19 protein-coding genes and 1 pseudogene are annotated in these 21,565 nt (G+C 33.6%); 4 read left to right on the top strand and 16 right to left on the bottom strand.

Features of this window, described 5'->3' with window-relative positions; translation table 11 throughout:
• Window positions 1-84 precede the first annotated feature (84 nt).
• Window positions 85-1,464, bottom strand: coding sequence for a H2O-forming NADH oxidase (nox, locus tag HMPREF2837_RS07475; protein WP_049548660.1), 1,380 nt, complete (start codon window positions 1,462-1,464; stop codon window positions 85-87).
• A gap of 319 nt (window positions 1,465-1,783) precedes the next feature.
• Between nox and HMPREF2837_RS07470 the strand changes: the two genes are divergently transcribed.
• Genes HMPREF2837_RS07470 through HMPREF2837_RS07460 form a run of 3 tightly spaced genes read left to right on the top strand, consistent with a single transcriptional unit; the run spans window position 1,784 to window position 4,615 of the window.
• A complete protein-coding gene (locus tag HMPREF2837_RS07470; RefSeq protein WP_075230810.1) occupies window positions 1,784-2,704 on the top strand; it encodes an FAD:protein FMN transferase in 921 nt (306 codons plus the stop codon).
• 34 nt (window positions 2,705-2,738) lie between these two features.
• Entirely contained in the window at window positions 2,739-3,344 is a 606-nt protein-coding gene (locus HMPREF2837_RS07465; protein ID WP_049548662.1) for an NADPH-dependent FMN reductase, read from the top strand.
• 17 nt (window positions 3,345-3,361) lie between these two features.
• Window positions 3,362-4,615, top strand: a complete 1,254-nt coding sequence (locus HMPREF2837_RS07460; RefSeq protein ID WP_075230796.1) for an NAD(P)H-dependent oxidoreductase — start codon at window positions 3,362-3,364, stop codon at window positions 4,613-4,615.
• Between the two features lie 91 nt (window positions 4,616-4,706).
• Here the strand turns inward: HMPREF2837_RS07460 and HMPREF2837_RS07455 are convergent, their stop codons facing one another.
• From HMPREF2837_RS07455 to HMPREF2837_RS07395, 13 genes are all read right to left on the bottom strand, one after another.
• The gene (locus HMPREF2837_RS07455; RefSeq protein WP_000187071.1) at window positions 4,707-4,964 is read right to left on the bottom strand and encodes a DUF896 family protein; all 258 of its coding nucleotides are present in this window, start codon (window positions 4,962-4,964) and stop codon (window positions 4,707-4,709) included.
• Between the two features lie 29 nt (window positions 4,965-4,993).
• Window positions 4,994-7,030 carry a glycine--tRNA ligase subunit beta gene (gene glyS, locus HMPREF2837_RS07450; protein WP_049548664.1) on the bottom strand — a complete coding sequence of 679 codons (2,037 nt, stop codon included), beginning with the start codon at window positions 7,028-7,030 and terminating at the stop codon, window positions 4,994-4,996.
• A gap of 216 nt (window positions 7,031-7,246) precedes the next feature.
• Window positions 7,247-8,164, bottom strand: coding sequence for a glycine--tRNA ligase subunit alpha (gene glyQ, locus HMPREF2837_RS07445; protein WP_000038760.1), 918 nt, complete (start codon window positions 8,162-8,164; stop codon window positions 7,247-7,249).
• Window positions 8,165-8,811: 647 nt separating this feature from the next.
• Window positions 8,812-9,999 (bottom strand): tyrosine-type recombinase/integrase, encoded by a 1,188-nt coding sequence (locus HMPREF2837_RS07440; RefSeq protein WP_049548665.1) that lies wholly within the window; start codon window positions 9,997-9,999, stop codon window positions 8,812-8,814.
• The gene (locus HMPREF2837_RS07435; RefSeq protein ID WP_000450956.1) at window positions 9,971-10,240 is read right to left on the bottom strand and encodes a DUF3173 family protein; all 270 of its coding nucleotides are present in this window, start codon (window positions 10,238-10,240) and stop codon (window positions 9,971-9,973) included. Before HMPREF2837_RS07435 ends, HMPREF2837_RS07440 begins: the two co-directional genes overlap by 29 nt.
• Window positions 10,241-10,545: 305 nt before the next feature.
• Window positions 10,546-10,767: a helix-turn-helix domain-containing protein gene (locus HMPREF2837_RS07430; protein WP_049548666.1), complete on the bottom strand. Its 222-nt coding sequence runs from the start codon at window positions 10,765-10,767 to the stop codon at window positions 10,546-10,548.
• A 694-nt stretch (window positions 10,768-11,461) separates the two neighbouring features.
• On the bottom strand, window positions 11,462-12,673 hold the full coding sequence (locus HMPREF2837_RS07425) for an MFS transporter (RefSeq protein WP_049548667.1): 1,212 nt from the start codon (window positions 12,671-12,673) through the stop codon (window positions 11,462-11,464).
• A gap of 424 nt (window positions 12,674-13,097) precedes the next feature.
• Window positions 13,098-14,312 carry an ATP-grasp domain-containing protein gene (locus HMPREF2837_RS07420; protein ID WP_049548668.1) on the bottom strand — a complete coding sequence of 405 codons (1,215 nt, stop codon included), beginning with the start codon at window positions 14,310-14,312 and terminating at the stop codon, window positions 13,098-13,100.
• 19 nt (window positions 14,313-14,331) lie between these two features.
• Window positions 14,332-15,525 (bottom strand): ATP-grasp domain-containing protein, encoded by a 1,194-nt coding sequence (locus HMPREF2837_RS07415; RefSeq protein WP_049548669.1) that lies wholly within the window; start codon window positions 15,523-15,525, stop codon window positions 14,332-14,334.
• Entirely contained in the window at window positions 15,518-16,741 is a 1,224-nt protein-coding gene (locus HMPREF2837_RS11545) for a hypothetical protein (protein ID WP_065426688.1), read from the bottom strand. Before HMPREF2837_RS11545 ends, HMPREF2837_RS07415 begins: the two co-directional genes overlap by 8 nt.
• Entirely contained in the window at window positions 16,728-17,285 is a 558-nt protein-coding gene (locus HMPREF2837_RS07405; protein WP_049548670.1) for a CYTH domain-containing protein, read from the bottom strand. Before HMPREF2837_RS07405 ends, HMPREF2837_RS11545 begins: the two co-directional genes overlap by 14 nt.
• Window positions 17,278-18,258, bottom strand: a complete 981-nt coding sequence (locus HMPREF2837_RS07400) for a radical SAM protein (RefSeq protein WP_000114485.1) — start codon at window positions 18,256-18,258, stop codon at window positions 17,278-17,280. Before HMPREF2837_RS07400 ends, HMPREF2837_RS07405 begins: the two co-directional genes overlap by 8 nt.
• A gap of 282 nt (window positions 18,259-18,540) precedes the next feature.
• Window positions 18,541-19,398, bottom strand: a complete 858-nt coding sequence (locus HMPREF2837_RS07395; protein WP_049548671.1) for a helix-turn-helix domain-containing protein — start codon at window positions 19,396-19,398, stop codon at window positions 18,541-18,543.
• A 643-nt stretch (window positions 19,399-20,041) separates the two neighbouring features.
• On the opposite strand from HMPREF2837_RS07395, the pseudogene HMPREF2837_RS10805 reads away from it, so the two are divergent.
• A pseudogene (locus HMPREF2837_RS10805) lies at window positions 20,042-20,260 on the top strand (helix-turn-helix domain-containing protein); the annotation flags it as partial.
• Window positions 20,261-20,356: 96 nt separating this feature from the next.
• On the opposite strand, the gene HMPREF2837_RS07390 reads toward HMPREF2837_RS10805, so the two are convergent.
• Together HMPREF2837_RS07390 and HMPREF2837_RS11225 are read right to left on the bottom strand one after the other, a co-directional pair.
• Window positions 20,357-20,986 carry an ATP-binding cassette domain-containing protein gene (locus tag HMPREF2837_RS07390; protein ID WP_261674345.1) on the bottom strand — a complete coding sequence of 210 codons (630 nt, stop codon included), beginning with the start codon at window positions 20,984-20,986 and terminating at the stop codon, window positions 20,357-20,359.
• Between the two features lie 38 nt (window positions 20,987-21,024).
• Window positions 21,025-21,180, bottom strand: coding sequence for an ATP-binding cassette domain-containing protein (locus HMPREF2837_RS11225; protein WP_261674344.1), 156 nt, complete (start codon window positions 21,178-21,180; stop codon window positions 21,025-21,027).
• Window positions 21,181-21,565 lie beyond the last annotated feature (385 nt).

The following is a 21,565-nucleotide window of genomic DNA, read 5'->3' as shown; positions in this document are numbered from 1 at the left end:
TTCTAACGAATTACCGATTTCTGTCCCACTCTCATTTTTTTGATGATAAAAACGGAAGAAGCAAATCCCCCGTTTCACAAATCATTATTTTTCAGCTGTCAATGCTGCCATAGTGATGTAGTTGTATGGTTTATTGAAGTGTGGCAAGAAGAATAGGTCTGTCAAGGCCAATTTTTCAATTGTAACGTGTTCTTGGATAGCAAGTGAGAACATGTGGATTCCCATAGCGATTCCAGGATCACGTGATACCATTTGAGCACCAAGGATTTCACGGCTATCTTTGTCGAAGACAATCTTGATAGCTACTTCATGGTTGTCATGTTTCATAAATTCTGGTTTTTGAAGATCGTTGAAGCCAGTTTCAGTTGCATTGTAACCTGCAGCTTTTGCTTTTTCAAGTGTCAAACCAGTTGAAACCATGTGAAGACCATAGATAGAGATACCATTTGATCCTTGAACACCGATTCCTTCAAGTTCATGTCCACAAGCGTTGTAAGCACCTACGATACCAGTACGAACTGCGTTTGATGCAAGAGCGATGTAGCTAGTGTCTTTACGAGCGTTATCATAAACAGTCGCACAGTCACCCACAGCGAATACACCTGGGATAGATGTTTCTTGTTTTTTGTTAACAAGGAAAGCACCGTTGCGGAAGAGTTCAATCTTACCATCAGCAAGAGCTGTGTTAGGACGGAAACCAACTGCAAGGATAACCATATCAACGTCAAAGCTTTCTTTGTCAGTGATCAAGCGTTCAACTTTACCATCACCTTCGATAGCTTTAACAGTTTGACCAAGTGCCAAACGGATGTTGTGGTCTTCCAAGTTTTTAGCCATCAATTGAGTGAAGTCTTTGTCGTAGTAACCGTTCAAGACTGTGTCTACGATGTCAACAAGGACAACTTCTTTTCCAAGACGTTCGAATGCTTCAGCAAGCTCAACACCGATATAGCCACCACCAACAACAGCGATACGTTCAAGGTGTTTGCTCTTGTCAGCAAGTTTATTAATCACTTCTTCAGCGTTTTGGTACAATTTAACGAATTGTACATTTTCAAGAGTAGCTTTGAACTCACGGTTATCTTTAACAATTTCAACACCTTCAATTGGTGGCAAGATTGGTGTAGAACCAGTTGCAAAGATCAATTTTTCGTATGATTCTTTGTGTTCTTTTCCGTCAACTTCTGCAGTAACAACTTTGTTGTCATAGTCGATTGAAAGAACTGGTGAGTTCATGTAAACTTTAGCACCCTTTGCTTCCAATTTTTCTTTATCTGAATAGAAGAGACCTTCTGGACCATCGATTTGCTCACCAATCCATAGAGCCATTCCACATCCTAGGAATGAAATGTTTGAGTTTTGGTCAAAGACAACGATTTCATTTTCACTTCCAAAATTGTCCAACATAGTGTTGATACAAGCAGTTCCAGCGTGGTTAGCGCCCACGACTACGATTTTACTCATAAGATAATTCCTACCTTTAAATTTTTTATTTACCTTCCTAGTATATCATTTTCTGTGAGCGTTTACAAGTTTTTTACTTATTTTCCTTTATTTTTGGAAATATCGACAACATATATTAATTTATTTTCAGCGCTTTCAAATTTTATTTTAAGGAAATTTAGTTTGTTTGAGCATATTTCTTGACTTTTTGTAAAAAACAATTTGTGAAAACGCTAACTTTATGATATTCTATTTATATGGAAATGAAATATAAATCTTCAGATTGCTTTCATATCTGGATTTACAACTATTTCCAATTGATTTGAAGGGAGTTGATTTTTTGCCTTTCAGTTCATTATCTGAACGGTTAATGGGAACTACGATTACTATTTCCTTGGTACATGAACAAGCGGATAATCTTCTCCGTCAAGCTTTTAATTTGCTCAAGGAACTTGAATTTCGATTTAATGCGAATAGCACCGAATCGGAATTGATGGAAATTAACTATCAGGCGGGAATTGCCCCAGTTAAGGTCCACCCTGATTTGTTTGAACTGATTTCCTTAGGTTTAGACCATAGTCTAGCGCCTGGAAGTCATCTCAATATCGGTATCGGTCCCTTGGTTCAAACCTGGCGTATTGGTTTTTCCGATGCGAAAGTTGCTAGTCCTGAAGAAATTTCTTCCGTTTTACCATTGATAGAGCCCCGTTTTATCAAGCTTGATTCAATTGATTCTACTGTTTTTTTAGAAAAAAAAGGGATGAAAATTGATTTAGGTTGTTTAGCGAAGGGCTATAGCGCAGATAAGGTTGCTACTTTCTTAAAAGAAAATGGTGTCACTTCTGCTCTTATCAATCTTGGGGGAAATATCCTTACCATTGGCAATAACCAAGCCAGAAATGGACAACCTTGGCAAATTGGTATTCAAGACCCTAATCATCCACGTGGTAATCACCTGATGACCTTATCTATTACTGGAAAATCCGTTGTTACTTCTGGAATTTATGAACGGCATCTTGAAATCGATGGAAAGGATTATCATCACATTTTCGATAGTGAAACTGGCTATCCTATTGAAACGGATTTGGCTAGTTTAACGATTATATCTGACCGCTCAGTTGATGGTGAGATATGGACCACACGATTGTTTGGCCAACGTAGCGCTTCTATCATTTGGCAAATCGAAAATATCGATGGAATCGAAGCCATCCTTATTGATAAAGATGGACATATCGCTTGTTCATCCGGTATCCAAAGATAAATAATAAATAATGCAAAAAGAGAAAGGAAAGCTCATGCTAAAACTTATTGCTATTGTAGGAACTAACTCTAAATGTTCCACAAACCGCCAACTGCTTCAATATATGCAAAAACACTTTGCTGATAAAGCAGAAATCGAATTGGTAGAAATTAAAGACCTACCAGTCTTCAACAAACCAGCCGACAAACAAATCCCGGCTGAGGCTATGGAAATCGTAGCTAAAATCGAAGCAGCTGATGGTGTTATTATTGGTACTCCAGAATATGACCACTCAATTCCAGCTGTACTTATGAGCGCCCTTGCTTGGATTTCTTACGGAGTATTCCCACTTTTGAATAAACCAGTCATGATTACTGGTGCTTCATATGGTACTCTTGGTTCTTCACGTGCTCAATTGCAACTTCGTCAAATTTTGAATGCGCCAGAGATTAAAGCGACAGTTCTACCTGACGAATTCTTGCTTTCTCATTCTCTTCAAGCATTTGATAAGAATGGTGACTTGGTAGATCTTGATGTTATCAAGAAATTGGATGCCATCTTTGATGACTTCCGTATCTTTGTCAAGATTACAGAAAAATTGCGTAATGCACAAGAACTTCTTCGTAAAGATGCAGAAGAATTTGACTGGGAAAATTTGTAAGATAGGAGATCGAAAGAATGAAATTTGTTGGACTTGTTGGATCAAACTACGACCAATCATATAACCGCAAACTCTTGGAATTCATCCGTCGTAATTTCAAACTGAAATTTGAATTAGAAGTTCTTGAAATCGATGAAGTTCCAATGTTTAACCAAGACGAAAAATGGGACGAAAGTTTCCAATTGCGCCTTCTTTACAATAAAATTACTCGTGCTGATGGTGTGATTATTGCTACTCCTGAGCACAACCATACAATTTCTGCTTCACTCAAGTCAGTTCTTGAATGGCTTTCATATGAAGTACATCCATTTGAAAACAAACCAGTGATGATCGTGGGTGCTTCTTACTACGACCAAGGAACTTCTCGTGCCCAAGTTCACCTTCGTAAAATCCTTGACGCACCAGGGGTGAATGCCTATACTCTTCCAGGGAATGAATTCCTTCTTGGAAAAGCTAAAGAAGCTTTTGATGCTAATGGAAATATTATCAACGAAGGAACTGTTAAATTCCTTGAAACTTGTTTAGATAACTTTGTCAAATACGTAGGAGTCGTTTCTAAATTGAAAAAACCAAAACCAATTGAACCAGAAGACTTGGATTGTGGAAAACCAATCGCTACAACTATTACAGAAGTTGACCCTGATGATCCAGAATGGGTAGAAAAAGTTGCAGAAATTACAGGCGCTGTGTCTGGTGATACATATGTTAAACTTGACCATGGTATCTTGACTGTTAACCAAATTGATATGTTCTTGAAAGCTATGCCTTTTGAATTGACATACGCTGACGATAACAACCAATTCCTCTACTACAACAATGCTCACCAAGATCCAGACACCATGTTTGCAAAACGTGTACCATCTCAATCTGGTAGCCGTATGTCAACAGTTCATGGATCACTTCCACCTGCACGTATGAAAAACGTTGAGTGGGTTATTGGTACGCTTCGCAATGGCAACCAAGAATACGTACGTACAATTGTTCCAGGTTCACCTGCAGGTGTTATCAATACTCACAACTACCAAGCTATGTACTATCCTGATGGATCATATGCTGGTATCAATGAAATTGTCTTTAACTTCCAACCATGGCTTGACTGGTACTTGAAAGAAACTGGTCAACGTTTGGTAGGAGGAAGCGGTCCGTTTGCTCCTGCTGGAGGCCACGGTGACGCAGATGCTACTTCTGCTACTTCTGGTGCTTCTGATGCCGGAGGTCACGGTGATGGAGGTCATGGAGACGCGGATGCTACATCTGGGGCAAGTAACTAGAATCTAATACTAAAGGAACCTCTTTAGGTTCCTTTTTTTTAAAACAAAAACTCGGTTAGATTTTACTAACCGAGTTTTCTATATCTCAAAATTATGAATTTGGATCGTCAAGACTACGACCATGCAGACCTTTTTCACGTTGTACCTGACGAAGTTTCTCAGGAGTCACATCATTTCCATCTTCATCTACGATTTTGATCCCTTCAATGTGATGACGAACTGAACGACGATAACCTTCAATATATTCCTCACGAAGTTTAGCTTGTTCTACTTTTTCTTCTGCAGTCAAGCCTTCTGTTTTTTTCTTTTTAGCAAGCTCATTAATACGAGCGATTTTTTCTGGTGTCATATATGGACCTCCAATCTACTATTTAGTTTCTATTTTGTATTAAGAAGATTAAAAGCAGCGACTGTTTTCGCTTTATTGACAAGTTCAGCTAGAATAGCCAAACGATTATTCTTAACATCAACATCATCTGCCATAACCATTGTATTATCAAAGAAAGCATCAATAACTGGACTAAGAGCAAATAATTGCTCTAATTTATCACTAGCTGAACCTTTCAATTCTAAGCTTTCTACAGCTTGAGCTAGTTCTTTTTCTTGTTCATTTTCAAAGAGGCTAGTATCAACTTTGACTGAGCCTTCTGCTTTTTCCGCTAGGTTGAAGGCACGAGATAATGATTCAACTGATGATTTGTAGTTTTCAGTTTTTGCAGCTTCAGTTAAGGCTTCTGCTGCTTCAATCATATCTGCAACAACAAAGTTTGAACTTGCAAGAACAGCTTCCTTAATATCTTTTGAAGTAGAACCTATCATCTTATCAACACGAGCTTTGATGAAGTTAAGCACTTCTTCTTGATTATCGTAAGTTAGGCTATCAAATGATAAAGCATAAAGGCTAGCAATCAATTCGTCCATTGGAATATTCCATCCAAAGTCTTCCAAGATACGGACAATCCCTTGTGTTGCACGACGAAGAGCATAAGGGTCATTTGAACCAGATGGAATCAAGCCAACAGAGAAGAAGGACAAAAGAGTATCCAATTTATCAGCTAGTGCAAGGATAGCTCCGACTTTAGACTCAGGAAGAGCTCCGTCAGCAGAATCTGGAAGGTAGTGTTCACGGATAGCTTGTGCCACTGTAGCATTCTCACCAGCGAGAAGCGCATATTTCTCACCCATGATCCCTTGAAGCTCATCAAATTCACCAACCATACCAGTCAAGAGGTCAAACTTATAAATAGCTGCAGCACGAGCAAGGTCAACAGTTTCATCAACTGATAAACCTGCTTTTTCTGCCAAAAGGATAGCAATTTGCCCAGTACGAATCATGTGTTCACGTAATGAACCAATCTTTTCATGGAAGGTTACGTGTGATAATTTAGCTACAAGATTTTCAATCTTCAATTTTTGGTCTTCACGCCAGAAAAATTCACCATCTTCAAGACGCGCAACTAAGACTTTCTCATTTCCTCGGATAACATTATCCAAATACTCTGCATTTCCGTTACGGACAGAAATAAAGTTTGGTTTTAGATTTCCATCAAGGTCACGAACTACAAAGTAGCGTTGATGAGTCTCCATTGAAGTGACCAAAACTTCTTCTGGAACCTCTAGGTACTTAGGATCAAAATTCCCCATGAAGGCAGTTGGGTATTCAACCAAATTCAGAACTTCATTCAAGAGTCCTTCATCAATTTGTACCTGAACACCTTCTTTAGCTTCAATAGCCTTAATTTGCTCACGAATCATATTTTCGCGTTCAGTGCTATCAGCAATAACATAAACTTTGCGCAGGTCTTCTTCATAGCTGTCAGCATGCTGAATTTCTACTTCGTGACCAAGGAAACGATGTCCACGGCTAACTCTTCCTGAATGAATATCTAAGAAATCCATATCGAGTGCCACATCATCCAAAAGAACTGTCAACGTATGGACTGGACGAATATATTCAAAGGTATTGTTTGCCCAGTGCATACTTACTGGGAAGCTTAAACTAGCCAAAACTTCTGGAATTCCAGCCAAAACTTCCTCAGCTGGTTTTCCAGCCTCATGCTTAGTTACGTAGACATATTCTTCACCTTTGATTTCACGAAATTCGATATCATCTACAGTCAAGCCTTTACCACGGACAAAGCCTTGCGCTGCTTTAGAGAAATTTCCTTCTGCATCCAAAGCAATTTTTTTAGAAGGTCCTTTAAAATCTTCAGTCAAATCCGTTTGTTGGTCAGCCAAACCAAGTACGCGAACAGCCAAACGACGTGGAGTTGAGAAGGTTTGAATTCCTTCGTATGAAAGACGGTTATTATCCAAGAAGGCTGCCATTTTTTCGCCTAGTTGTTTTTCACTTGGTGTGACAACGTAGGCAGGTAACTCTTCGAGTCCTAGTTCTACTAATAAGTTTTTTGTCATGTTTTTTCCTTTACACAATCAATTAATTTTCTTCAACAAGACCTTTAGTAGTGGGGGACGCAAGCAAACCTTCGGTTTCATTGCTAACTGCCAAGCCTTAAGTTTCGTCAGTTCCCCAGTCGGATAAGAAACTTCTTATCCGACTTTCACTACAGCGGTCTTGTTTTATTTAGCGACCAACGGTCGACTTTCAGTCATTTATTCCTATAATTCTGCCTATTCTTCCTCTTCTGCTAAGAGTTTTGCGCGTGTAGCTTCGTCAAGAAGTGGGTATCCAAGTTTCTTACGTTCGGCGACGAAAGTTTTAGCTACAACACGGGCCAAGTTTCGGATACGAGCGATATAACCAGCACGTTCTGTAACTGAAACTGCTCCACGAGCATCAAGCAAGTTGAAGGTATGTGAACATTTCAAAACGTAGTCGTAGGCTGGATGCACAAGACCTAGTTCTAATGCACGTCCAGCTTCTTTTTCAAATTTTTCGAAGTTTTCAAGAAGCATGTCTTGATCTGAAACTTCAAAGCTGTATTTTGAATGCTCGTATTCAGGTTGAAGGAAGATTTCTCCGTATTTAACACCTGGAGCCCACTCAATATCATAAACAGAGTCTACTTCTTGGATATAAGAAGCTAAACGTTCCAAACCATAAGTAACCTCGGCTGTAACAGGACCAGTTGCCAAGCCACCGACTTGTTGGAAGTAAGTGAATTGAGTGATTTCCATACCGTCAAGCCAAACTTCCCAACCAAGACCTGCTGATCCAGTTGATGGGTTTTCCCAGTTATCTTCAACGAAACGAATATCGTGTTCCAAAGGATTGATACCCAATTTTTCCAATGACTCTAGGTAGAGCTCTTGAATGTTTGATGGTGATGGTTTCATCACCACTTGGAATTGATGGTGTTGGTAAAGACGGTTTGGATTTTCCCCGTAACGACCGTCTGCTGGACGACGTGATGGCTCTACATAAGCTGCATTCCATGGCTCAGGACCAATAGCACGAAGGAAAGTGTAAGGACTCATGGTTCCCGCACCTTTTTCGTTATCATAAGCCTGCATGAGCATACAACCCTGGTCATTCCAGTATTGTTGCAAAGTCAAGATAATCTCTTGGAAGGTTAGTTTTTTAGACATTATTAACTCCTTTTTTATCTAATTTCTTGCGACACGAGTCTGCCTCGTCGATTATACGAGGCAAGACGAGTTAGTACTGCGTCTAGCTCAGACACCCTAGTACTGAGCGTAAGGCAGTCCGACTGTAAGGAGGTCTCTGCCACTGACACAGTAAAATGTTAATTTCTTAGACATTGAATACTCCTTAATTAAAATTAATTTCTTGCGACCTAGAATACAAAAAGAACCGTGTCATTGCTCCTAAGTCAAGTGACCTAGGGGCGTCAGAAACGCGGTTCCACCCTAATTTATTACTTCATTATTTATAAAAAATATACCAAAAGCGCCACACTCATCTCTCAATCACCTGGCTCTCACTACCACAGGCTCGCTTAGGATTTACTGATAAGATATTCTTTCTTGACGTCTATTATAACAAAAAGGAATGAAAAAGTAAAATTATTTTATCACTAGTCCTATATATTTCTTAGCCAAATTAATTTAACTGCCCCTTTTTTGCCCTTTTTGAACAAAAAGAAAAACCGCTACTCCTAAGAATAGCGGTTTAATCATGTTTTTAAGCTACAAATGTAGTCGCTCTATTATTTAAGAGTAACAATTTGCTAATCTTATTTCCGCCCAGTATTAGTGGGTTAATTCCTCCATTTTCAACTTTGGCAGGAATTTGGTAGGTAAATTGATAATCCAAGATTATCTAAACTGTTTGTAATCTCTTCTGAAATTGTTGAATCACCTGAATAATACCAGTGACTATATGTATTCAACGTGGTTGACTTATCAGCGTGTCCTAATCGATATGAAACATATAAAGTATCCTTATGTAACACATTTATAAGATAAGATGCATGACTATGTCTTAATCCTTTCCCCGTAATTTCTGGTACACCAGTAATCTTAGCATGCCTTTTTATTATCCTAGAAATTGTAGACTTACACAAGGGGGCACCAAAACGTGATATTACATAATCTTTATCATCATTCTTGATTTGAACTTCTCGCCATTTTTTAAGTGTTGTAATCGTAAAATCATCTAAATCAATTTTACGATTCCCTGCTACTGTCTTTGTTTGTTGTTTAGCATACCATACACCGTTTTTATCTTTCTCAATCGTCGAATGAACATGAATCCATTTACGTTCAAAATCAATATCTTCCCATTTAAGAGCAATACCCTCACTAACTCTTAAACCAGTCATAAAATATAACCAGATCGTCATGTAATTATGGAGTCCCTCATACTCACTAATATCAAAAGAGTTTATTACCTTCTTAAATTCATCAAATGTCCAAAATTTTGTATCAGGGTGCTTTCCTCTAGGATTATCTAATCCTTTAAAAGGAACTCTATCAATATAACCCAATCTTTCTGCATAGCCCAGACATGCTTTAAATCTAGACCACATATTTTTAGCATAGTTACTAGAATACTTGTCTATAATAGCTAAGCGAAATCTTTCACAGTCAATAGTACTAATATCTGATAATTTTTTACTACCAAATTGCTTAATAAATAACTGATGATGTGGTAAAGCGGTCTGATAAGTTACAAATTGAACTTTTTGTTGATAATATTTTAAATAAATCTCTTCCATAAACTCTCTAAAAGTTAGAAAACTATTATTAATAGTAGAGTTCACAAATTCATGTTTTAAACGAAGTATCTCTTCATATGCTTCCTTAAAAGAATTAAACGGTAGTCCCTGTTGATTTTTCCTTCCTTTCTTTTGAATTCTTTTCCCAGTTATTGGATCAACTCCTAATTCAATTTGAAAATAAATTTTTCCTTTTGAATCTTTGTATACACCTTTATATTTCTTTGTCTTTGATATAACCATTTTTCTCACCTTCTATATCTGAAAAAGAAATACCAATTAAATTTTCTACAATATTTTTAGGAGCAATGCCTAACCTTTTATTATCGAAAGGTGAACATCCTAATTGTACCGCATTCTTATCATTTTTTCTAGCTTCTTCAAACTTTTTTACAGCAATCTTTTTTGCTTGTCTAATAATATTTCTCGATGTGTGCTCTGGAAAACCAATCGCAACTAAATCTTTATAGTTTACTGTTTCCATGATTTTACTACTTCCTTTCTTAGATTTTTTCACCTCCATGGCATGACTGATGAAGTCATCATAAGAATTACACTTACTGCTCTTTTACGGTGGCAGCCTGAACGGTCAGAAGTATCATTGTATATCATTTGTATCATGGCATATAAAGTATCGCTCTATTTTATTGATGGTTTTAATGTCGCTCTTATCATGGCGAGCCATTCAAAACTGCTCCACAAATGAGGAAAGTACCATTTTGGACTATTCAATTGTCAAAGAACAAATAAAAAATCTCCTCATTTTCACACTCTATGAAATTGAGGAGATTATTTTCCAAAGCGAATTTTATCAGGAAAATCTGTCAATCCCAATAGGTAGTCTGTACTGACATCGTAAAAGTTTGAGAGAGTTACCAATACATCTGCCGTTAAGGCATGCTCACCCCGCTCAATTTTAGCATAAGCTGAGTTTGTAAACGAAAGTATTTTAGCTATTTGTTTTTGGGTCAAATCGTGATCTTCCCTCAAATCTCTCAAACGTCTGTACATCTAGCTTTCTCCTGAGAAAAGTATAATATATAAAACTAAGAAATCATTCAAAGTGTCCAAATTGGACATTTTGAACTAAAATTAATTTATTAAACACTTCTCATAAGCATATCTATTATAGGTAAGACGATATTAAGAAAGACGGTCAAAATCTATTAACCGTCTAAAAATAAAAATGTTATAAGCTATTAAAAAATCAGCAGTAATCCGGTAACAAAAGTCGCATAATTTTGTTAAGAAAGGAATTAATGATGTTCAGATTACTGCTAACCAGAAAATTGAAAAATGGTCAACATGATATTTCTAATGTGAATCTCTTACTTTCAGAACCTAAAGGTTGAATAATAGCCACCCCTACTTATCAATAAAATTATCCGTTGCATTAACAGATGTATATAAATCACTCCATGGAACCAAAGCAATTAACTAGACTTTATTTGTCAATAACCACAAAATTAGATTAGAAAAATCATTAAAAATTAATTGGCATCCTTTGTGATGCTTTCTCAATAAAAATAATACTTCTCAATATTTTAACTGAACTAAAGTAATAGCAATAATGGTATCTTGATTGTATTCTTCTAAAATAGATTGCCCTTCACATTCAACTGTGATTGATTAAATGTTAAATGTTTCTAAAAATATATTCCAAAGGCGCTCTAAATTCTCTATATCAGCTATTTTTTATCAGCTATCAACTTCTATCATACCTCTTCAATAGCGTGCTGAATATTAGCGATAATACCGTAATAGATACACCAATAATAAAAATATTAAAAGTATTGTTAGGATTTAAAACTACTGAGAAAAAAACAGTACCTAGTGGCATAAAAAGGATCGCTACTGAAAAGATAATTCCAAAGACTCTGCCAAGAAACTCATTATCTACATCTCTTTGAACAATAGAGAAAAATTGGATATTAAAAATGGAAAGAAATAGACTAAATAACGCTGGAGAAAAAATTAGGATAATGAGGTTATGGAATATAAAATAAAGCGGTGCAGTTAGCATTAACATTAAGCCTGAACACGCTGAAAGGCGAAGCAAACGTCTACTTGACAAAGATCTATTGACAAAACTACTTAATATCGATCCCAAAAAACCACCAATTGCTTGCGCTGTTAGAAAGCTTCCATAAAGTCTATCTGAAATTCCTTCAAACATTTGACTACTATAAGGTAATAATAAATTATAGGCTGCTAGAACAAAATTAACCAAAGCAGAAAGAATGATAATAATAAAGATTGGTTTATGGCTATAAACATACTTGAATCCTACTTTTAAGTCGTTAAAGACTCCACTTATTGTCATTTCCTCCTTTGTATCTACTTCTTCATTCACAGGTGTAACAAATAAAATCAATAAAGCTGCCATTAGAAAGGATAATCCATCCAATAATAGCACCCCCCGCACCCCTAGAATGTTGTACAAGAAGATTGCTACCATAGGAATCGTTACTTTTATTACAGTACTCGTTGTTTCTAATAGTGAATTTAGTTTGGAAATACTATCTTCTTTTACGACTTCTTTCGTAAAAGCCTTGTAGGACGGTCCTGAAAATGCGCTCATAAAAGCCAATATGACATTTGTGATAACAATCGCATAAACTAACCATTGTTCTTTAGAGATTAATGATAGAACTATGCAAGCGATCCCAGATAAGAAATTTGTTCCAATGATAATTTTTTTCCGCTTAAAACTATCTGCAATGACTCCACCGAATAAATTGAATAGAACCCCGATCACCTTTTCTAATGATTGATAAATGGCAACCAACGATAAAGATGTTGGATTTAGTCCGGCCAGAAAGGTATTATTAGCGAAGTCAAACATGATATCTCCGATTTTAGATACCCCTTTACTCATGACAAGATAACTTATATTCTTTGTTTTTTTATTTTCCATTAATATTACCTCATATTATCTTTTTCAGGTCCTCCATTAGCAATGTCTAAATGCTACCACAATTTGTATAAGGCACTATTTAATTTCATCATAGTTTAACAATAAAAGTATATCTACAACCTATCATTACCATTATTAGTGTTATAAGACACCTTAAATAATGGTTGAAAGAAACTATGAAATAACTTTGAAAGTATCACTCCTTCAAAAGAGCCTTTAAAACCCAAAAATTCTAAGGATGGAAATGTTGATTTATCCACTTTTATAGAATCTGATTTTTATAAAAATAGGAGTTTTTAAAACTCCATCATGAAATATCTGTATTACCAACTAACTTCACCAAGTAATTGAACTAAATTCTCTCGTATCTATTAAAAATGTAATATTCTTAATCTTATGCAGATAAAAAATTAGACTCTAACTACTAAGTAGTAAACCATGTATCAGTAATAGTTTCCGACCAATCAATTGACTTACTATAAAAATTCTTTATATCCATTGCTTTTTGAAGAAGTTCATCCAAATTCTTCCCAAAAAAGCTAACAGTTAATAAGTAATCCATCTGTTTCTGTAATCCAGCAAAGCGAACATTTTCATATTGTTTAATTTGTATCTCTATAATCCCATCCAAATCCAATATTGGAATAGACTTCACATATCCCTTTTGTGCCGGTATCCATACTTTCCCAGAAAGCCTAACACTTGAAGTGTTGCCTATATTATAAGGAATGCCTAACTCTCTTTTTACCAAATATTCATCCAAATTAATTGAGAATGATTTAATAATATTTTTTGTATATTCACCCCCTACAAGCCTACTTCCAATCTCACAGAGTATTGGATTACCAGATTTATCAATAAATATTTCTGCATGAAAAATCGTATTATAATCAACTTCAAATTTTTTAAAAATCTCTGCAGTATAATTTTTTAATAACTTGTCTTCATTCGAGTCAATATCAAGCATTATTGAACCAAGACCAAATCCCTCTTCAAATGCTTCTAAACAATTTTTGACATACATACTACAACAAGAAAACTCTATCAATTGACCGTTAAAAAATCCGTCAACATGATATAGCTGTCCACTCACATACTCTTCAACCAAGTAATCATCTAGCGAAATATTATAAAGAACATCTGACAATGAATCTTTATTTTCAATTTTAATAACACCTTTTGAAGCCCATTTTTTTCTTGGTTTCAAAATCACAGGATACCCAAATTGTTCACAGAAAGACACAACATCCATAAAGTGATCTACTTTTCTAAATTTAGGAGTTTTAAAACCTTCTTTAGAAAGTTTTTTCCGCATGAGATATTTATCTCTAAACAATAGTGCTTCTTCAAGTGTTTGACCTTTTATTCCCAAATTTTTTCGTATACAAGCAGCTCGAATAATACTACCTTCTTCAAATGCTAAAATTTTTGTAACAGGATCGATTTTATTTAATTCATAAATAAATTGCTCAACATTTCCGTTAGTCTCAAATTCAGGAAAACCTATAGCCTTATCATAAGAAAAACTATTTATCGTTTCGAGATAGCCCAAGATATATACCTCTTGTTCAAAATCATTTAACCATTTTAAATAATTATGCTTAGACTTACCTTCACGATCAATAATCACTACAGACATATTTCACCTCCAAAATTGACTATTCATACAGTACTTCAATACAGGAATTCAATGTCTTTTCTCTACCTGAGATTAACTCATTGTAATCGTTTGAAGTTTTTATCACATGACCAATCCTATTTGAGCTACCTATTTCTCTCCTCTTATCCCCCGCTTTAACATATAATTCAGTAGCGATAATATCCTCATGATTTTCAATATAGTGATCATCTAAAGTAACTGTTTTAATTACTTCACCTTCAAATTCCTCAAAATAAATGGCTATAAATTTAGAAGAAAAGACAAAATGATCAAAATCATTTAAAAGTTGAGCAGATGATAGGGCTGCTATCTCTATAGGATTATGGTTTATACTAATATTTCTATATAATTCCGAAATCATACCTCCACCTAATCTAAAGTGAGTTTCGACAACATGAATCTCTTGATTGTTTGTGATAATTATCTCTGTATGAGTTGGACCATTTGTAACCTTCAAAATTGATAGTAGTTTCCCCATATAGTTGTTAATTATATCTTTTAAATCAGTCGAAATATTAGCAGGTACAATATGGCCAATCTCAACAAATGTTTCAAGATTTTTTAATTTTTTTGTTATACCATAAATATGATGCTGACTATTTACGCTTATAGCCTCTATACTAAATTCTTCACCTTCAATAAATTTTTCAATTATAAACGTTTCATCTGAAATCTCTACTTGATTCACTATTTCCTTCACATTTGATGAATCAACTTTATAGATTGATCGACTCCCAGTGCCATCTATCGGTTTTAAGATTGATGTGCCATTTTTGTTGACAAATCTTATCACATCATCTCTATTCTCAATCATTTCACAGTTAACGTTGTCAAACAATGAATTTTTCAAGTAAGTTCTCAATGCATACTTATTATTTATAACCATCATTTGAGTTTCATTGATATTAAAAGGTATCTTTGTTTTTTCAGCTATTTTGTATGCTAATGCTTGTAAACTTTCAAACATACAAATTATCGATTGATAGTCTCCTAAATATTCAACAGCCTTACTTACTGTCTCAATAATTTGAACTTCGTTTTTAAAACTGTTAAAGGCAAGAACTTCATCATAAAGATCTTTAAAATATGGTTTTATCTTCGAAGATTCACAAACCAATGTTAACTTACAATTATTTTTTTTAAGTGCTCTGTGTATTTCAGAGAAACCACCAATAACAAGTATTTTAGACATTTTTTTCTCCTAATAGTTCATCAATATCTACAAGTCTATTATCGTTCCCTAAGGCTAAACTTCGAATAGAATTCCGTTTTTTAATTTCTATATGAATACCTCTATCCTTGAGAATATCAGAATATTTTGCTACTATCCATTCAGGAAATATTCCGTATTCACCTTTTAGTTTTCTAAAATCAATAGAATTAACCTCTTGATTCCTAAGCATGTTTTCAACTTTATTCAATCTCTTAGCTATGTCAATAGAGAAATAATTTATTTTTTCTATACTTTCCTCAATCTGTCTCTTCTGCTGAATGTTCAAATCAATATAACCTAAACTGTGAACAAGATTAGAAGATAAGTCAACTAATTTTTTCTTTGATAAATTGGAGATAGTTTTTGAGTCTAATAAAAAAGCTAATTCACGTATAATTTTTTTCAAAAAATACCCCTGTTTTTTATTTGAAATTTCTCCTATTCCACCATGGATTAATAAAACTAAAACTCTAAAAAGTAAAACAAATCTATTAACATTTAAAAAATCAATAGGCAATGATGACACAACCGGCAACAAAAAATTAATTTCGGAAATTCCCCAGATTGATTCTTTTTCTTCTAGAATCATTGCTAAACGTTCTGCATAAAAAACTACATCAAAATGGTAGTTTCCATCTCTATATATAGTTGCAATTGTTCCGAACGGAACTACACCATTAAGATACTTGTAATATAAGTAAGAGTAATTACCTGTAGGTCTCTGTTTTCCTATATGAAATTTCTCAATATTTTTCCATTCATATATATTTTCAGATGGTATTCCTGTTTTTATGTACCATCTGCGAAACTCTAATTCTTTATCACATCGTACATATATACGGTGTGTAAATAAACCAATGCTTTGCAAAAAAGCTAAAGCATGATAAATCATCTCTTCCGGTTCTTTGCAATTCTTAACTAGAAATGATAAGCCAACCTCCATCGGATTAGTCAATCTATTAATACCGACGCCATCTAATTTATTTGAAAAATATGATAGCTGTTTTGTTACATATTTTTCCACGCAGCCAGTTTCAGATAGCATATCAAACAAACTAATATGCTCTGAAATAGCAGACATATTAAAGATAGTCTCTGACCCTCTAGGTCTAACAACTTTACCTTCTTGTAGTTTTCGAAATCCATTTTCTTGACCATAAAAATAAAACTGTTTGATAATTTCAATTACGTCCATTTTTTTCTCTCATTAATTGGACATAGCCCTTTGTTTCTATTTTTGAATTTAAAAACGAGAACTCTCCGCACATTTTCTCATAAAAATTATTATAATCTTCTTTTGAAAAATCTCCTAAAATCTCTATTTCAAGATAAAATCCAAGACCATCAATCTGATCTAGATTAATCGTTTTATTTTCTAATACGTCATGATAAGTCTTTCTATATTTACTTATTGTGAAAATATTTGAAAAACCATCTTGCAAGATATTCCTTACAAATTCTAGTTTTTCAGATTCCAACTCTATTTCACTTTCACTCCACATTCCTTGTTTTATCGTATCTTTTCTTGTGAAAACACATGCCTTATCATCAGCTTCTTGACGAATTCTGTAAATAAAGCTACCTACCTCATCATTTTCAAATTCTCTTCCTTTTGTTTTAAAATATTCATCAACTTGCTTATTTTCACACTTAAATTTATAAGATTTTTCTAAATATGAAATAGCATTATTATAATCCCTCTCATCGTTAAGTTCAAATCTAACTTCTAATTCATTCATTAATTTTACCTCTCAATTCTTCAAAGGCTGAAGTCTCTTTAAATTCACTCAGTCTATAGTAAGTTTCTGGTGATGTTTTATGGACACAAAGCCTAATATTGTAATTACCAAGCAAATTTTCTAATCGTATTCCATAAAAATATTCACCACATCTGCCCTTTTCCCTAATTCTACAACATTTACACATATCGTGCAAGTAGTTTGGAATCAGTATTTTAAATCCCACTTCACCAATATTAGGAACATTATAAAAAATAGTTCCAGATGAACTTCCTTTGATATATTTCCTACTTATTTCAATACCATTTAACGAATCAAAAAAATTTCTAATCGCACTAATAGATTTTTCATTGCTTTCAACTTCGTTTAAGATTCTTATGGCAATGTTGCGGCTACTAGCCCACTTCATCACTTCATAAGCTCTACCGAAATCTTCAGAGCTGGCTACAACAGTATTTATCTTTACAGGAACTCCTTTTCTACTTACATATTCTATTAGTTCTTTTAACTTCCGATGATTTTGCTCTACCCATCTATTAGAACGATTAACTTGAGTGTTGTACATTTCAACCGTATCTACCGCATGTAAACTAAAATTAATTCCATCTATTCCCGAAGATATTATCTTATCAAAAACCTCCTTTTTACCTCCAATTGAGGTCATCTTAACAACAAAATTATATTCTTTCAATTTTTTAATAATTAAGTCAATATCTGGATGTAAACTAGGCTCACCACCTGTCAAATGTACCTCAGTAATATTTAAGGAATCTGTTAGATCAATAAAATCATTAAAAAATTTATCATTGAAAAAATCAATATTTTTTATTAATCTTTGTTCCCTACTACCTGTTCCTTCATTATGACACCACCAGCAGTTCCAATTACAGTTATCTGTCAGCTTTACCCTAATACTATTCAATGGAGTATATACGGAATCTTTTCTAGGTTTTATAAACTCTAATACACTCATTACAACCACCCCAGTTCTAGTGAATATCTTTTTCGATATTCAAACATGTAACTCTAAATACTATAATTCCTTAACAGAACCCTAACTAAAAATTGTTTAATCAAAATAATTCTTCAAATCCAGTTTTTCAAGACTTATTTCTATACTAAAACAACATCTTCCCAGAACTTCAATAATTTCTTCATGATTAATCCTCCTTGATTATAAAAACTATTAGGCCTACTGCCTAATGTTATTATATCACTAGCAGTTGGTCTAATAGTTTTTATCCCTAATTTGCAATTAGTTACTATTAAGTACTCTCTCAATATATTTTTCCCATCTATCTACTAAACTCATGCTTTCCAAGGTTTTCAGAAAGCCAATACACTTTCTCATCTCTAAAATATTACTCAATTCATTTGTCATCTTAAAATTGTAACAACTATCTATGAGGTGAAAAACTAATCTTTCATATAATTCTGTTTCATCAAAAAATAACTGGACTAATTGTTCTCTATAATAAGATGCATCAACTATATTATTTCTTTCTACGCTGAGGCTAAAAGCATTAAATAACATGCTGGTAATTAATCTTCTATGGGTCGGTAAATGTTTATAAAAATCAGTTCTCCTCACCATTTCCTTCGTTAATATCATAATACTTGATTGGCAAAAAATTTCCATTGTGGAGGAAAATAGCTCTAATTCATATTCACCCCAGATATCTATGCTGAATAAATAGTCTGATATAAAATCAATTTCTTCAGAAGTCACAATATTATCTTTCTCAATTTCTTGGAGCTTTAACTTAATCAAAATTATTGTTAATTTCTTACTTAGTTTCTCCTCTTCCTTTTCTATACAATTAATTAGGAGTCTTCTCAAGGCTGGGCTGTTGTTCTTATAAAAATAATTATTTATCTTATCAATTACCTCGAAATTACTCATCTTATGAAAACCACGCCCTAAATACATAAACTCTTCTAAAGATACGTCCAGTGTCTTTAAAACTGAAAGTAATTTACTAAGAGTAATATCTGTATATCCATTTTCAAATCTAGATAACTGAGAGGTAGAAATCTCATCATTAGCAATATTATAAAGAGAGAGGCCCTTAGCTTCTCGAATTTTTTTTAAGATTTGTCCTAAATTTTTCATTGCTTCCTCTCCTTGTTGCAGATTAGGGATGTTTTCATATATAAGTAAGCCAATTAGTTTTCAAATATTCTAGATTTTAGTAAAACTAAAATAGTATTTCTATTGTGATTATACAATGAAAGTAAATACGTCGCTCATAAAAATATGTTTTATATGACAGCAATCAGTGAAATATAACAGTTTTCATTTCATTTATTAGTCGTTAAAAGCTTGTCTTTTTCCTACTTTTGTTCCTAATATACCTTTATATGATAAATATCTGCAAGTTACCAATCTGAACGCTTAGAAATATATTCTTTGTAGTGTCTTACTTGAGATTCGTAACTGTTTTTCTAATTCTCACTATCGGAACTAACTTTGCAATAAGTAACAACCCTTTTTAGGTGTCTTCTATGTCTCTTAGACGAACTAAATAACCAGCTTTTATTATTTGTGATAATAACTTCTTGCATAATAGATATCCTCTAAGAATTACGTATAAGATTAGTAAGAATCAACCTCCGACTATAATGATAATATCCATAATCAATAACAATATTCATGTAAATTTTAAAAGTTTTTTCATACTGAACCTCCCTTTATTTTTTTATTTATTGTATAATAAATAAAAAATCCTTGTAATTTTGTTGGGAATATGGGAAAAATGAAATCAAAACTTGGTATAACACTCAGAAAAATTAGAAAAGGAAAGAAAATAAGTTTATCTTCAATTGCTGATAGTAATTTATCTAAATCTCAAATCTCTAGATTTGAACGGGGAGAATCAGAAATCTCTTGTATTCGACTAATCAATATTTTAGATAAATTACATATAACTTTGGATGAATTTATTATTCTTCATGTTAATAATTCTACTAGTAGTGTTATGAATAACTTCAATATCTTTAAAGCTTTTTGTTAGATTTATAATTTCAACTATAGCCATCTCTACTCCTTAGTTTCCAGCAAAAAATTATGCTTAATTCTTATTGTTTTTGTAAGAAATCAGCGAACCCAATACTATTCCATTCAACAATCCTAAAGAAATACCATATTCAACTGGAAAATCTAAAAAAATAGCAAACACTATTCCAATCATCACCCCTAGTAAGGCTGCTGTTAAAATTACATATTCATTTTCTTTCTTCATTTTCTTTACACCTAATTTCCTTTTTGTATATAAGCTGTAGTACTCTCCACCAAGAGCCATTAAGTACTTATGATTTCCTGACTCAACAATCTTACAACCTTTCATTACAAAAATAATGTCCGCATCATTAATCGTTGACAATCTATGAGCTACAATTATTTGAGTACAGCCCTGACTTTTTATATACTTTGTTATTCTTTCCTCATTAATAGTGTCTAATGCACTAGTTGCTTCATCTAAAATTACAATACTAGGATTATTTATTAATGCACGTGCCAGTGCTATCCGTTGTCTTTGACCACCTGAAATATTTGAACCCAAATCTGAGATGATAGTGTTAAATTTCATCGGCATAGCCATGATTTCATCATAGATTTGAACTGCTTTACTAACTTCCTTTATCTTTTGTGAAGTAACTTCGTGCTTTAAAGTTATATTGTCAAGAATACTTCTGTTCAATAAAAATGAATCTTGTGGAACTACTCCTAAATTTTGACTTAATATTTTTTATCTATTTGATTAATATTTACACCATCAAATAAAACTTTTCCTGTATCAATCTTATATAATCCTGATGGTATTTTTGATAACGTACTTTTTCCTGACCTCGGTTGACCGACTAGTGCAATTCTCTGTCCTGACCCAATAGTCAAATTTAAATTTTCTATTACAGGAGCTGAGTTTTTGGAATAAGAGAAAGATAGGTCCTTAATATCTATTCTACTTCAAACGTTTCTAAACTATACTCCGGAAAATAATTTAACCAATAATTAACCATACTATCTTTCATCGTATCCTCCAACCAGTACTAAGTCTTTAGATGATATCTAAAGACTTAGGTGTACACCTAAACATTTTATCCACCGACAATAATAATATCCATTACCAACAATAAAATTAGGGAATTTTTTAAAATTTTCTTCATATTTAGACTTCCTTTCAGTTTTTATTTATTGTACAATAAATAAGAATCATTTACTTTTTTGTTGGGAAAATGGGAAAATTATGAAATCAAAACTTGGTATAACACTCAGAAAA

The sequence above is a fragment of the Streptococcus sp. HMSC071D03 genome (assembly GCF_001812125.1).
Classification (GTDB): domain Bacteria; phylum Bacillota; class Bacilli; order Lactobacillales; family Streptococcaceae; genus Streptococcus; species Streptococcus pseudopneumoniae_N.
Note: the sequence above shows the minus strand (reverse complement) of the source record. Positions and strands in the feature narration are given on the sequence as shown.

Bases quoted from the DNA above. Each gene is read 5' to 3' on its own strand.
- nox (WP_049548660.1), bottom strand. From the start codon at position 1,464: ATGAGTAAAATCGTAGTCGTGGGCGCTAACCACGCTGGAACTGCTTGT.
- HMPREF2837_RS07425 (WP_049548667.1), bottom strand. From the start codon at position 12,673: ATGGAAAATAAAAAAACAAAGAATATAAGTTATCTTGTCATGAGTAAA.
- HMPREF2837_RS07400 (WP_000114485.1), bottom strand. From the start codon at position 18,258: ATGAGTGTATTAGAGTTTATAAAACCTAGAAAAGATTCCGTATATACT.
- HMPREF2837_RS07420 (WP_049548668.1), bottom strand. From the start codon at position 14,312: ATGTCTGTAGTGATTATTGATCGTGAAGGTAAGTCTAAGCATAATTAT.
- HMPREF2837_RS07405 (WP_049548670.1), bottom strand. From the start codon at position 17,285: ATGAATGAATTAGAAGTTAGATTTGAACTTAACGATGAGAGGGATTAT.
- HMPREF2837_RS07455 (WP_000187071.1), bottom strand. From the start codon at position 4,964: ATGACACCAGAAAAAATCGCTCGTATTAATGAGCTTGCTAAAAAGAAA.
- HMPREF2837_RS07395 (WP_049548671.1), bottom strand. From the start codon at position 19,398: ATGAAAAATTTAGGACAAATCTTAAAAAAAATTCGAGAAGCTAAGGGC.
- glyQ (WP_000038760.1), bottom strand. From the start codon at position 8,164: ATGTCTAAAAAACTAACCTTCCAAGAGATTATCTTGACTTTGCAACAA.
- HMPREF2837_RS11545 (WP_065426688.1), bottom strand. From the start codon at position 16,741: ATGGACGTAATTGAAATTATCAAACAGTTTTATTTTTATGGTCAAGAA.
- glyS (WP_049548664.1), bottom strand. From the start codon at position 7,030: ATGACAAAAAACTTATTAGTAGAACTAGGACTCGAAGAGTTACCTGCC.
- HMPREF2837_RS07440 (WP_049548665.1), bottom strand. From the start codon at position 9,999: ATGGTTATATCAAAGACAAAGAAATATAAAGGTGTATACAAAGATTCA.
- HMPREF2837_RS07415 (WP_049548669.1), bottom strand. From the start codon at position 15,525: ATGTCTAAAATACTTGTTATTGGTGGTTTCTCTGAAATACACAGAGCA.
- HMPREF2837_RS07465 (WP_049548662.1), top strand. From the start codon at position 2,739: ATGCTAAAACTTATTGCTATTGTAGGAACTAACTCTAAATGTTCCACA.
- HMPREF2837_RS07460 (WP_075230796.1), top strand. From the start codon at position 3,362: ATGAAATTTGTTGGACTTGTTGGATCAAACTACGACCAATCATATAAC.
- HMPREF2837_RS07435 (WP_000450956.1), bottom strand. From the start codon at position 10,240: ATGGAAACAGTAAACTATAAAGATTTAGTTGCGATTGGTTTTCCAGAG.
- HMPREF2837_RS07430 (WP_049548666.1), bottom strand. From the start codon at position 10,767: ATGTACAGACGTTTGAGAGATTTGAGGGAAGATCACGATTTGACCCAA.